The 13,421-nt window shown below is 67.9% G+C and carries 9 protein-coding genes; all 9 read right to left on the reverse strand.

The genetic code is table 11. From position 1 onward, the window contains the following. Positions 1-114: 114 nt before the first annotated feature. Positions 115-1,293: a sugar diacid recognition domain-containing protein gene (locus FHY18_RS18645; RefSeq protein WP_259158775.1), complete on the reverse strand. Its 1,179-nt coding sequence runs from the start codon at positions 1,291-1,293 to the stop codon at positions 115-117. Positions 1,294-1,661: 368 nt separating this feature from the next. Next, positions 1,662-2,831: a glycerate kinase gene (locus FHY18_RS18650; RefSeq protein WP_259158783.1), complete on the reverse strand. Its 1,170-nt coding sequence runs from the start codon at positions 2,829-2,831 to the stop codon at positions 1,662-1,664. Positions 2,832-2,854: 23 nt separating this feature from the next. Further along, the gene (locus FHY18_RS18655) at positions 2,855-4,165 is read right to left on the reverse strand and encodes an MFS transporter (protein WP_259158791.1); all 1,311 of its coding nucleotides are present in this window, start codon (positions 4,163-4,165) and stop codon (positions 2,855-2,857) included. Positions 4,166-4,638: 473 nt separating this feature from the next. Beyond that, the gene (locus tag FHY18_RS18660; protein ID WP_259158804.1) at positions 4,639-5,892 is read right to left on the reverse strand and encodes a dipeptidase; all 1,254 of its coding nucleotides are present in this window, start codon (positions 5,890-5,892) and stop codon (positions 4,639-4,641) included. Positions 5,893-6,041: 149 nt separating this feature from the next. Next, positions 6,042-6,518: a hypothetical protein gene (locus tag FHY18_RS18665; RefSeq protein WP_259158806.1), complete on the reverse strand. Its 477-nt coding sequence runs from the start codon at positions 6,516-6,518 to the stop codon at positions 6,042-6,044. Positions 6,519-6,600: 82 nt separating this feature from the next. Then, positions 6,601-8,733 (reverse strand): acylase, encoded by a 2,133-nt coding sequence (locus FHY18_RS18670; RefSeq protein ID WP_259158816.1) that lies wholly within the window; start codon positions 8,731-8,733, stop codon positions 6,601-6,603. A gap of 11 nt (positions 8,734-8,744) precedes the next feature. Continuing rightward, positions 8,745-11,507, reverse strand: coding sequence for a TonB-dependent receptor (locus tag FHY18_RS18675; protein WP_259158817.1), 2,763 nt, complete (start codon positions 11,505-11,507; stop codon positions 8,745-8,747). 177 nt (positions 11,508-11,684) lie between these two features. Further along, the gene (locus FHY18_RS18680; RefSeq protein ID WP_259158818.1) at positions 11,685-12,668 is read right to left on the reverse strand and encodes a FecR domain-containing protein; all 984 of its coding nucleotides are present in this window, start codon (positions 12,666-12,668) and stop codon (positions 11,685-11,687) included. Positions 12,669-12,670: 2 nt separating this feature from the next. Further along, the gene (locus FHY18_RS18685) at positions 12,671-13,258 is read right to left on the reverse strand and encodes an RNA polymerase sigma factor (protein ID WP_259158819.1); all 588 of its coding nucleotides are present in this window, start codon (positions 13,256-13,258) and stop codon (positions 12,671-12,673) included. Positions 13,259-13,421: the final 163 nt, after the last annotated feature.

Consider the following 13,421-nt stretch of genomic DNA (forward strand, 5'->3'; position numbering starts at 1 on the left):
ATCCGCCCAGTCTATCGGACCGGGCATACCTGTTAGCGACGGCCGCGCGACGTTCCGTGCGCCATTGCACACAGCGGCGCCGGGGCGTGCCGGTGCCGGGTTGCCGGCGCGCCGTCAGGTGTGGGCATCGGCCTGCGGGGCGGCGCCGTCATCGCGCATCTGCAAGGCCAGATACAGGCGTACGCAGTCGTCGGTGTTGCGCAGGTCCACGCCACACAATTCTGCGATGCGCTGCATGCGGTAATCCAGCGTATTGCGGTGGATGGCCAGTGTCTTGGCAGTGGATGCCATGCGCATGCCGGCACCGAACCAGACCGACAGGGTCTGCAACAGGTCGCCGCGACGATCCTGTGCCAGCAGCGCCTGCAGCGGCTTGCGCAGTTCCTCGGCCTGCCAGGCCTGGCGCAGGTCGTCCACCAGCACCGGCAGGCGATGGTCGTCGTAGAAGAACGCATCGGCCTGCGGCGCGCGCGCCTTGCCGATGCGCATGGTGGTACGTGCGATCTGGTGCGACAGCGCCAGCCCGCCGGGCTGTGGGAAATACTGCCCCAACGCCAGGCGGATCCGCAGCGGGCTGCTGGCGCGCATGCGCTCGAGCAAGGTGTGCGCGCGACGGCGTTGTTCGTCCACATCCCAGTGGCCGCGGCGGTCCAGTGCGGGCTTGAGCACCACCAGCTCGTTGAGCGCGGTGGCGGCGATCAGGTTGCCGCGCTCGGGCGTGGACAGCAGCGTGTGCAGGCGCTGCAGTTCCACCAGCATGGCGTCCAGGTCGAGGGTGTCGCTCTCCACTTCGATCACCGCGGCCACGCGCGGCAGGTCCAGCGCGATGCCGAGCCGTTCGGCCCAGCCGGCCAGTGCCCGGGTGGGGCCGTCGGCGCGGATCAGGCCGAGCGTGACTTCCTCGCGCAGGCGCGCATCGCGGGCCAGCAGGCGCAGCAGGCCGGCCTGCTCCAGCATGGCTTCGGCGGCCATGCGCACCAGTTCGGCCTGTTGCCCGATCCGCTGCGGGTCGCCGGTGAGCCCGACGCAGCCGACGATGCGGCCATCGGCGATCAGCGGCAGGTTGACGCCGGGGCGCACTGCATCGAGTTGCTGCGCCAGCGCCGCATCGATCTCCACCCGGCCCTGCCTGGACAGCACCAGCAGCGCGCCTTCGTGCAGCTGACCGAGGCGCGCCGGCTCGCCGCTGGCGATGATGACGCCGGTGTGGTCCATCACATTGACGTTGCCGTCGAGGATGGTCATCGCGCGGTCGACGATGGACTGCGCCAGGGTGCGGTCGAGCGTGAGCATGGGCTGGGGTCTGTTGACGCGATCGAGGAAGTTCACGGTGCCATGGTCGGCGCATGCATGTTCGATACGTGTGTGACGGTGCAGGGTGCGGCGGCGGGTGCTTCGACCGCCGTTGCTGACAGCCTGCCGCGCGCGGTTCGATGCGGATGCGTCAGGCGAAGATGCGGCGCGCTGCGACGCCTGCTGCCGGCACGCTGCGCACCCGTTGTCGGTAAGCAGCCGGCCTCCCGGAATCGGTGGCAGTCAAACCGGCAACGCGCCGCGTCGCGCGGTCGCCCTGCGGGCGCCAGGCCTGCTCTGCGCGGCGATGTGCTGCAGCGGGACAGGTGGCACGAGGAGGGCCTGCGTCAGGAATCCATGCGCTGCCGTCAGCGGCCTTCGCCGAGTGCAGGCACCTGCGCCAATGCCCGGCCTACCTGTAGCGCCGCCGCCACATTGCGTGCGGCAATGCGCACGTTGCCGGCGGCTTCGGCCAGCGCCTGCTCCACCGTGCAGGCGCGATGCACCACCGCAAACATCGCATCAATGCCGTGCCCATGCAGCAGCGCAGCGCCATTGCCCAGGCAACCGGCGATGGCGATCACCGGCTTGCCGTGGCGCTGCGCCAGCCGCGCCACGCCCACCGGGGTCTTGCCGTGCAGGCTCTGGCTGTCCAGGCGGCCTTCGCCGGTGATGACCAGATCGGCCTGGGCGACCAGTGCATCCAGCCCCAGCGCCTGCGCGACGATCTCCACCCCGGGCCGCAACTGCGCGCCCAGGAAGGCCACCAGCGCCGCGCCCAGGCCGCCGGCCGCACCGCCGCCGGGCAGTTCGTGCAGGCACACACCGAGGTCGCGCTGCAGGAGGTTGGCGTAGTGCTGCAGGTTGGTATCGAGCTGGCGCACCATGCTGGGCGTGGCGCCCTTCTGCGGGCCGAACACCGCCGAGGCGCCGGTCGGGCCGATCAGCGGGTTGTCCACATCGCAGGCCACCTCGAACTGGCAGTCCTGCAGGCGCACGTCCAGGCCGTCGGTCTCGATCCGGGCCAGCGCCGCCAGCGCGCCGCCGCCGGGGCCGATCGGCTCGCCGCGCGCATCCAGCAACCGCACGCCCAGGGCCTGCGCCAGGCCGGCGCCGCCGTCGTTGGTGGCACTGCCGCCGATACCGATGATGAAGCGCCGCGCGCCGGCATCCAGCGCGGCCAGGATCAACTCGCCCACGCCCGCGGTGCTGGTGCGCAACGGCGCGCGCTCGGCCGGCGGCAGCAGCGCCAGGCCGCTGGCGGCGGCCATTTCGATCACTGCGGTGCGGCCGTCGCCGGTCAGGCCGAAGAACGCCGGCACCGGGGTGCCGAGCGGGCCGCTGACGGTGCAGGCGATCACCCGCCCGCCGGTGGCGGCGACCAGGGCGTCGACCGTGCCCTCGCCGCCATCGGCGACCGGCACCTTGCTGTAGTGCCAATCGGGAAACACCTCGCGGAAGCCGGCCTCGATCTGGGTGGCCACCTCCAGCGCGGACAGGCTTTCCTTGTAGGAATCGGGGGCGATGACGATCTTCATGGGCACACTCACCTGGATGGACATCACTGGTTCACCGCGCGTGCCGGCACCCGCAGCACCAGCGCCGCGCCCAGCAGCATGGCCCCGGCCAGCACGTACAGCGCCAGCTCGGTGCTGTGGGTGGCGTCCTTGATCCAGCCCACCAGGTACGGGCTGACGAAGCCGGCAACCTGGCCGGTGGAGTTGATCAGCGCCAGCCCACCGGCCGCGGCGGCGGCGGTGAGAAAGCCGTTGGTCAGCGGCCAGAACAGCGGCAAGCCGCTGACCGCGCCCATCGTGGCCAGGGTCATGCCGAACAGGGCCAGGCCCAGGTTGTCGGTGACGCTGGCGGCGATGCACAGGCCGGCCGCGCCCATCAGCAACGGGATCACCAGGTGCCAGCGGCGTTCGCCGCGGCGGTCGGCCGAACGGCCCATCAGCACCATGAACACCGCTGCGGCCAGGTACGGGATGGCGCTCATCAGGCCGATCCGGGTCGGGTCGGTGACGCCGCTGCCCTGGATGATCGAGGGCAGCCAGAAATTGATCGCATACACCCCGCTCTGGATGCAGAAGTACACCGTGCCCAGCATCCATACCGCCGGGTTGCACAGCACCGCGCCCAGCGAGGTGGAGGCACCGGCCGGCTTGCCTGCTTCGTCGGCGGCCAGCGCGCGGGTCAGTGCCTGCTTCTCCTGTGGGTCCAGCCAGGTGGCTTGCTGCACGCCATCGCTGAGCAGAAACCACACCCCGATGCCCAGCAGCACGGTGGGCAGGCCCTGTAGCAGGAACATCCACTGCCAGCCGGCCAGGCCGCCCTGCCCGGCCGAGAAGTGGCTGAGGATCCAGCCCGACAACGGCCCGCCCAACACCCCGGAAATCGGGATGGCCGACATGAAGACGGTCATGACCCGGCCATGCTGCGCGCGTGGGAACCAGCGCGTCAGGTACAGCACGATGCCAGGGAAGAAGCCGGCCTCGGCCGCACCGGTGAGCAGGCGCAGGGTGTAGAAACCGGCGGGGGTGCGCACGAACATCAGGCAGGTGGAGAGCAGGCCCCAGCTGACCATCATGATCGCCACCCAGCGGCGCGCACCGATGCGCTGCAGGATCAGGTTGCTCGGCACCCCGCAGGCCAGGTAGCCGACGAAGAAGATGCCCGCGCCCAATCCATACACCGTCTCGCTCATGCCCAGATCGCCCAGCATCTGCAGCTTGGCGAAGCCGACATTGACCCGGTCCAGGTAGTTGAACAGGTAGCAGACGAACAGGAACGGGATCAGCCGCCACAGGATCCTGCGGTAGGTCGGGCCCAGGCCGTCGGAGGGCGGCAGGGGCCGGGAGGCTTGGGTCATCGCACGCTCCAGCAGTCGGTGGGCCCACCGGCGCGCAGTGCCCTGGCACCGGCACCACACAGGGGTCGGCGCATTCTAGTTGGAGGTTTTTCCCGGAAGCATCGTCAGGCTGCTGCCAATCTGCGGGCAGGCAAACGCCGGTTTTTGTGCAAATGCCCAAATCCGCACCAGGCACCCGGGGTGCTGCGGGCTCGGAGCGCCACGGCAGTCGCACTGCCCGTCATGCGGCTAGTGCAGAGCTGGCCGCCCCAATGCAGCACGGCCGCGACCACGCGACCACCTGCCTATAGCTAGCGCTGACGCACTCCGCTCCCCGATCAGCCAATCCGGCGACGCCGCAGCAGCAACGCGCCTGCATCCCAGCCCTGCACCAACAACTACGCCGGTGCCCCACCGCCCGGCCCTATGCAGGAACAGCCCCGCACGACAGACCGGCTTTGCGAATCCCGACTCCCCAATCCCCAATCCCAGCACTACTTCCCCACTCCCAATTCCCGATTCCCCACCGCATACGCCTGCGCCTGCCCCATCACCCGCAGCAGGTTGCCACCCCAGATGCCGGCGATCTGCGGCTCGGTGTAGCCCTTGCGCAGCAGCCAGGCGGTGATGCGCGGCAGGTCGGAGACGTCTTCCAGGCCGACCACGCCACCGCCGCCGTCCCAGTCCATGCCAATGCCCACGTGTTCGGGCCCGACCACCTTGAGCACATGCTCCAGATGGGCGAAGAAATCCTCCTCGGTGGCGCGCTTGATCGGGTAGCGCGCATCCAGGTCCTTGAGCGCGGCGCTGAGGGCGGTGCCGTCGGCGATCTTGATGTGCTCCCAGCCGCCGTACTGCTCGGTCAGCGCCTTCTCGGCGGCCTTGCGCTCGGGGCTGGCGCCGCTGTCGACCAGGTAGCCGCCATAGGAATTCACCTGGATCACGCCGCCGTGTGCAGCCAGCACCTTCAGCCGTGCGTCGTCGATATTGCGCGGGTGGTCGAACACCGCACGCGCGCCGCTGTGCGAGAGCACGATCGGCACCGGCGACAGCGCGATCAACTGGTCGAACACCGCATCGGAGGCATGCGATTGATCGATCACGATGCCCAGCGCCTGCGCCTGTTGCACCAGTTGCTTGCCGGCCGGGCTCAGGCCCTTCCACTCCGGCCCCTTGGGGTCGGTGGCCGAGTCGGCGAACTCGTTGTTGAGAAAATGCACGGTGCTCATCAGGCGCAGGCCCTGCGCGTAATAGAAGCGCAGCAACGTGGGGTCGGCCACCAGCGGGCTGGCGTTTTCCATGCTGATGTACACCACGCGCTTGCCATCGGCCTTGATGCGCGCGGCATCGGCCGGCGTGGTGGCGAAGGCGAAGCGCTGCGGTTGCGCGGCCAGCAGCGTGTGGATCTTCAACAACCGCTGCAGGCCGGCATCGCGATCGTCCAGGTGCGCGGCCGCACTGCGATTGCCCTGCCCGGTGTAGACCGCCCAGAAGCCACCATCGAGCGCGCCTTCGACCATGCGCGGGTAATCCACCTGCGACAGCCGGTTGCCGGCATGCGCCTGCAGGACGTCGAAGTCGGGGCGCTCCAGATTGGCCGGCGTGTCCAGATGCGAATCCAGCGTGACCAGGCGTTGTTGCAAGGCGGTGGCGCGCGCCAGCTCGGCCTTGGAAAACTCCAGCGCGTGGCCGGGTGCGGCCACGGCCAGACTCAGCGCGATGGCAGTGCACAGGCGATACAGGGTCATGGCAGCTCGCAGAAGGTGGGGGTGTATCGATCATAGCCGCGCAGGGATCGGCCGATCCCTACGCAGAACGCAGAACGTGAGTGCACGGGGCGCGGGCTGACGCGATGCGCAGTCGCAGACATCACCGCTTGCGACCACGCACCAACGCGTCACTTGCGCTCGAAGAACTCGTGATACGCCTTGGATTTGCCTTCCGGCGACTTGCCCACGCCATTGCGGATCAGCGTCTTGCCGTCTGCGGAAAACGTCCAGAACTCGCCGACGATCACGTCGTCGTCCTTCATCTTGAGTATCTGGTAGGTGTCGGCGCCGGTCTTGCTCACCGCGATCTGGTTGAAGCGCGCCTGCTCGTTGAGCGGGCTGGGTTTGCCATCCAGCGTGGTGACGTAATCGACCTTGTACGGCGTGGCCGGGCGGGTGGTGTTGATGGAGTGGTATTCGATGCGGTTGTCGGAGAACTGCACATTGATGGTCAGCCGCATGCCCTTGGGAAACTTGCCGTCGCTCCAGTTGGATTTGGATTCCACCAGGGTCCAGGCGCCGTCGTGCGGATCGGCCGCCGATGCGGCGAACGTGGCAGTCAACGCCGAGACGACGAACAAGGCGGCGGTCAGAAAGGTGCGCATGGGCGGTGTCCTTGGATGCTGGGATGGTGGGCGGTGCTGTCGGGTAGCTGCTTCAAGCTGGGGAGATCGTCAGGAGTAGTCGTCAGAAGTCAGTGCGTGATTCCAGGTGCTGTTCGACTTGCTCGCGGGTGGTCCACAAGGTGCGGAACTCGCCTTTGGACAGCAGCTGCAACTGGTCGTTGATATGCGCCGAGCCAGGCTGGCTGGCATTGCCGTAGCTCATCAGGCCCTTGGCCTTGAGCGGCGTGGAAAACTCCACCAGCGAGACCCAGGTTTCGCCGTGCTGCGGCAGGCGTTGGCCATCGGCATTGGGCGGGTTCCAGGTGATCACGTCGAACGCGCCGAGATTGCCGAAACCGCCGCGGCCGGGCACATCGACCCCGCCCAGGTGGAAGCGCGACACCTCGCCGTACGGCCGGTCGATGGCGCCATAGGTCTTCTTGGTGCTGGCGACGGCCTGCTTGAGTTGGCGCAGCGCCAGCGCCGGGTCCTTCAAGCCGCTGGGTGTGGTCAGCGGCGCGTCCAGCGACCACGGCGTGGCATAGCCGGCCTGCGAGAGGTAGCGCGCATCGCCGGTGAACAGGCGCGCCCATTCCTCGAACAACAACGCCCCGCGGCTGTCGGCTTCGAAGTGGCGGTCCCAGGCCTTGAGCACCTTGATCGCGGCGAGAATGTCCGGGTCGGTGCTGTCCGCCGCAGCGGCGTACAACTGCGGCAATGTACGATCGGCCGCCAGCGCCTGCGCGGTGCGCTTGAGCGCGACCAGCTGATCGAAGTCGATCTTGTCGTGTTCGGCCAGCATCTTCACCGAGTTCTGCGCCCGTAGCGACATCGGCCCGGTGGGTGCGACATAGGCCGGAAATGCGCTTGGGTCCAGCACGCGCGGCCAGCTCGCCAGCCACGGCGGGTCGTTGGTGTTCTGCACGAAACCGCCGGCCGGGTTGATCACCTTGGGCAGCTCGTCGTAGCCGTGTACCTCGCTCCACAACGTGGACGCGGTATCGCCCGGCACCAGCCCGCTCCAGTACTTCAAATCGCCTTGCGCATGCTTGGGCAGGATGCCGTTGTCGAGAAACAGCACGTTGCCGGCCTTGTCGGCATAGACGATGTTGAACATCGGCACCTGCAGTTGCTTGAGCGCGCGCTGGAACTGCGCAAAGTCCTGCGCCTTGCCCATGTCCCAGTACTGCTTGAGCATGTCGGGGCGATCCAGGCCGGCCACACGCAGCGCCACGGTGCTGCCGTCGTAACGCTCGAACACCGGGCCTTGCATCGCATGCCGCACTTGCAGCGTTTCTTCCTTCAGCGAGCCATCGGCCTGACGAACCTTCAGCGCTTTGGTTTCACGCTTGAACGGCAGCACCTTGCCGTCCAGCAGATAACCCTCGCCCGACAGCGTGAGTTTGTAGGTGGTCTGGCCCAGCAGCGTGTTCACCGTATTGGTGAAACCCAGCTGCTTGTTGAAACCGAAACGCAGGATCGGCAGGCCGACCTGGGTGGCGCCGTACAGATCCACACCCGGCCCGTTGAGATGTGCTTCGTAGTAGGTGAAAAAGCCACTGCCCCAGGGCAGATGCGGGTTGGCCAGCAGCATGGCGTGGCCATCGCGGGTTTTCTTTGGCATCAGCGCCCAGGCGTTGGAACCATCGCGGGCCTGGCCGTCCTTGGGCGGCTCGCCCAGTACTTTTGCAGGCGAGGCAATGTAGACGTAATTCATCAGCCGGTGCGCATGCGCCACCACGTCCACGCCGGTGATCGGCAGCACCACCTTGACCTCTGCATCCAGCGCCTCGGGATGTGCGGCCGCATAGTCGTTGATGCCTTGCGCGAAGGCGTCCAGGTCGGCACGGAAGCCCGGGGCCTGCTGTCGGTACCACTGCTGCGCGCGCGGGTAGACGTCATTGGTGGCCAGCCAACGATCCTGTTCGGCGTACTTCTCGCCCCAGTATTCGGCCGCGCGGCCGCGTGCTTCGCCATACAGATGCAGCAGCAGATTGCCATGGCTATGGGTCTGCGCCCAGCCGAAGCCGTAGAAGGTGCCGGCTTCGGTCCTGGCATAGACATGCGGCACGCCGTAGCGGTCCCACAGGATCTCGCCGGTGTCCTTGCCGGCGCCGGCAAGCGCCGCCAGCGGAGCGCATACCAACGCGATCAACAGCCCTGCGCGGATGGAAGCGCTGCGCGCAGGCGCCCGCATCGAAGAAAGTCGCGGCACTGTATCACTCCTCAAAAGGTGTAGGTCAACTTGGTGTAATAGGACCCGCCGGTGAAGCCGTACGGCACGCTGGTCACGTAGAAACCGCTGCCGGTGCTGGCGACCGCGCCGATGTTGTTCGGGTATTGGTTGAACAGGTTGTTGGCGCCGAGCGTCCAGGTGATGCGCCCGGACAATGCGTAGGACGCTTCCAGATCGGTGATCCATTTGGCCGGCACGTGCTCGTCGTTGGCCGGGTTGTTCTCCAGCACGTCGAAACTGCCGAAGCGGTTGACGCGCACGTTGAGCGCGAAGTCGCCGATCACCCAATTGCCGCCCAGCAACAACTTGCTGCGCGGGGTGCGCGACAGATAGCCGCGCGAGGCGCGGTCGAACAGTTCGTAGCCGGCGCCCAGCGAGTCCAGTGCGGCCGGGTTGTCGGCGATGCGGGTGATCTCGGTTTTGTTGTAGTTGTAGCCCAGGTTCCAGTTGACCCGGCCCCAGTCGCCGGCCTCCATGCGCCAGGTCGCCACCACGTCCACGCCTTCGGTGCGGGTGTCGATGGCGTTGGTGAAGTACTGCGCGCTGTCGACACCGGACACGCCGGCGCGGGTGAGCAGGTCGGTGATCGCCGCACCGGTGATGTAGCCGGTCATGCCGATGCGGTCGTCCAGATCGATGCGGTAGGCATCCACGGTGAGGCTGAGCGCACGGGTGGGGTTGTAGGTGAAGCCGATGCTGGTGTTGGTGGATTCTTCCGGCTTCAGCGGCTCGGCGCCCAGTGCCAGCGCGGCGGGGGAATCCACCGGCAGCGTCTTGGCCAGGAACAGCTCGCGGTCGCCGTTATCCAGCGTGCGCCAGCTGCTGTTGGTGGCCGCGTACAAGGCCTGCGCCAGGGCCGGCGCGCGGAAGCCGGTGCTGGCCGCGCCACGCAGCGCGAAGGTCGGGGTGATGGCCCAGCGCGCGGTGAACTTGCCCACCGCGGTGTCGCCAGCCGAATCGTCGAAGCGCTCGTAGCGGCCGGCCAGGCCCAGCGACACGCTGTCGGCCACGTCCCAGGTCAGGTCGACATAGGCCGCGCCGCTGTTGCGATCCAGGCTGCCGGCTTCGTCGGGCTGGAAGGTGATCGCGCCCTGCGCGCCGGGCGGCGGCGCCTGCCCGGCGCGCGGATGCCCGGCCGGGAACACGTAGCTGCCGGCCGCATAGGCCGCCTGCTCGCCGGCCTGGATCTCATATTTCTCGTAGCGATGCTGCACGCCCAGCGACACCTGCAGCGGGCGCTCGGCCAGTTGCAGGCCGCGGGTGATGTCCAGGCTGGTGGTCCAGTCGGTGGAGGTCAGCTGGCCTAGATAGAACTCGGTGGGGCTGGTCGGCCCCAGGCTGGCGTTGAGCGTGTGCAGCCCGTCGCGTTCGGAGGCGTTGCTGCCGTAGCTGCTGGCCAGGTCCCAATCCCATTGGCCCCATAGGCCCTTGATGCCGGCGGTGAACTCGTAATCGGTCTCGTCGATGCGCAGGCGCGGGCTGTACCCGTCCGGATAGATCTCCTGCAGGGTGTTGTTGGCATTGGGATTGCGGAACGACCATTCCAGGTCGCTCAGGCGGCGGCTGTAAGTGGCGTAGGAATACCCGCGCAGGTCGCCGCCCAGGCCCAGTTCGGCGTTGTAGGACAGGTTGGCGCCCTTCTGCCAGGGCTGGCCGAAGTTGGGGGTGATCAGGCGGTTGACGGTGGCCTCGCGCGGGTCCGGCTGGCCGTTGACCGGGTAGTACAGCCGGTAGTCGTCGGCCACCGGCACCGCGCGGTTGGAGGTCTGTTGATAGCGGGCGTCGGCGGCCAGATAGACGAAGCCGTCGCTGCCCAGTGCCAGGCCCTTGCCGATGCTGGCGCTGCTGCTGTCGCCATCGGCGCGGTCGATGTTCTGGCCCCACAGGATGTCGGCCTTGCCGCCGTCGGCATCGGACTTGAGCAGGATGTTGATGACGCCGGCGATCGCGTCCGAACCGTATTGCGCGGCGGCGCCATCGCGCAGCACTTCGATGTGGTCCACCGCCGAGACCGGGATCAGGCTCATGTCCACCGGCACCGAACCGCGGCCGACGATGCCGGCGATGTTGATGCTGGCGGTGCGATGGCGGCGCTTGCCGTTGACCAGCACCAGGGTGTGATCCGGGTTGAGCCCGCGCAGCCCGCCGGTGGCGATCACATACGAGGTGCCGTTGCCGGATTTGGCCGGCGCATTGAACGAGGGCACCAGATCGTTGAGCGCCGCCAGCAGGCCCGGGCGACCGGTCTTTTCCAGTTCCGCCGCGCCGATCACATCGATCGGGGTGGGACTCTCGGTGACGGTGCGCTGCACGCCGCGTGCGCCGGTGACGACCACCGCATCCAGATTGTCGACGGCGGCATCGGCGGGCGGTGCTGCCGCTGCCGGCGTGGTTGCGGATGCGTCCACCTGTGCGTAGCCCACGCCGGGATGTCCGTGCAACGCGGCCGCCATCGGTTGCGCCGAGGCCAGGGTGATGCGTTCGCCATCGTCTTCGACCACGCTCAAGCCGGTGCCGGCCAGCAACTGCCGCAATGCCACGCGCGATTCCAGCGTGCCCTGCACCGCCGGTGTGCGCACCTGCTGCAGATACTCGCCCGGCGCCACGATCTGCACGCCGGCCTGCCGCGCGAATTCGGGCAATGCCGCCACCGCATTGCCCTCCGGTAGCGAGAACGTGCGCCCCTGCGGTGACGCTGCCACCGCATGTCCCGCTGCCATCATTGCGGTTGCCGCCGCGATTGCCTTGCTCAAACGCCTGGTTGCTGCATGCATCACTGGTCTCCGCTGGCGCGCGTGCGCCGCTGTCTGGTCGTCGTCACCGTTGTTGTCTTGCTCGCATGTGGTTGGATGCGCAGCCGCCGCGTTTCCGCCATCGGCATCGACATCGACATCGCAGCTGCCGGCGGCCTGGCTGCAGATCGATGGGCATCACTGCGCGATTGCCCCGCGCAGATGGATGCCGCCACGGGTGTGTTCGATCTGCAGGCCCATGCTCAGTGCGACAGCGCGCGCGAAGCCTTCCGGATCGTTGGCCGAGTACAGGCCGACCACGGTGCGTCGCGCTACGGCGGGGTCGTCGATCAGGATGCGCATGTCGTTGTAGCGGGCAAATTCGGCGGCCGCCTGCGCCAGCGTGTCGCCATCGAAGGCGATCATGCCGTCGCGCCAGACCAGCAACTGCTGCACGCGTTGCGCATCCAGCGGCTGCAGCTGCACTGCCCGCGTCGGGCTGACCATGGCCAGCATGTTGGCTGCCACCCGTTGCGGTGCGCGCTGGTCGGCATCCACTTCGACGGTGCCTTCGCGCACCACGACCTTGACTGCATCGTCCTGGCGGCGGCGCACGCTGAAGCTGGTGCCGACCGCGCGCACTTGCGAGCCGGCCGCCATCACCACGAATGGGCGGTGGCGATCCTTGGCCACATCGAACAAGGCCTCGCCACGCAGCAACTGGATCTGGCGCCGGTTGGCGCTGAACTCCACCACCACTTCCGAGCCGGAGTTCAGCGTCACTGCCGAGCCGTCTGCCAACGGCAGCCGCAGCACCTCGCCGATGCGGGTGAGGTGATGGCCGCTGCCGGGCGCTTCACTGCCGGGCGCGCCATGTCCGGGGACGGACTGCTGCAATGCCAGCATGCCGGTGGCCGCAGCGACCACGCTGGCAGCGAGTGCAGCCAGCCAGGTGCCGCGTCGATGCGTGCGGCGTGGGCGCGTCGCTTCGGCGGTAAAGCCCTGCCCCAACGCACGCGCGCGATCGAAGTGCAGGTGCACTGCATGCGCACGCGCATAGGCGCCGCGATGGCGCACATCGGCGGCCAGCCAGCGGTCGCGCTGTGTGCGCTCGGCCTGGGTCAGGCGGTCGCCGTCCTCGCGTCCCACCCAGGCAGCGGCGATGTCGTCGATTTCGCTCATGCCTAGTGCCCGTGCTGCTCTTCGACGCGCTGCGACGCCACAGTGCCGGCAGTGGCGGCCGGTGCGGGGGCGGCACTGCGGCCCATCCGGGCCATCAGCAAACGCAGTCCCTTGACGATGTGTTTTTCCACGGTGTTCTCGCTGATTCCGAGCCGCGCGGCGATCTCGCGCTGCGACAGGCCGTCGACCTTGCGCAGCACAAATACCTGGCGACATTTGTCCGGCAGTGCCGCCAGCGCTTCACCGATGCGGCGCAGCTCCTGACCGGCAATGGCGTGGCGCTCGGGTGAGCGCTCGTCCTGTGTGATGTCCAGGCGCTCGATTTCCGCCACGCTTTCGATGGAAACAATCCTGGCGCGGCGCACCTGTTGCAACAGCACCGACTGCGCGGCGGTGAACAGATAGGCGCGCGGGTTGGCGATGTGGGCCACCTCGCCCAGCCCGGCAAGGATGGCGTAGGTCTCCTGGATGACGTCGTCGCAATCGACGTTGCCCGGTGCGTGCTTGCGCAGCCAACGCCGCAGCGCCGGCTCGTGCGGCAGGATCTGCGTCGCCAGCCAGGCGGCGCGCTGTGAGTCGATGGCCGGCATCTAGGCCATGGCCTGTGCGGTGTCGGCACGCTGCGGTGAGGACGTCATTGCATTCTCCGAGTGTCGAGCCAATCCCCTGCTCCCTTGTCAACGATGGACCAGGGGCACCGATCCGCCATTGCGTATGACGGGTGGGGTGACGTTGCGGCACTACCCGCCGCAT

The sequence above is a fragment of the Xanthomonas sp. 3793 genome (assembly GCF_024806835.1).
GTDB classification, from domain to species: domain Bacteria; phylum Pseudomonadota; class Gammaproteobacteria; order Xanthomonadales; family Xanthomonadaceae; genus Xanthomonas; species Xanthomonas arboricola_F.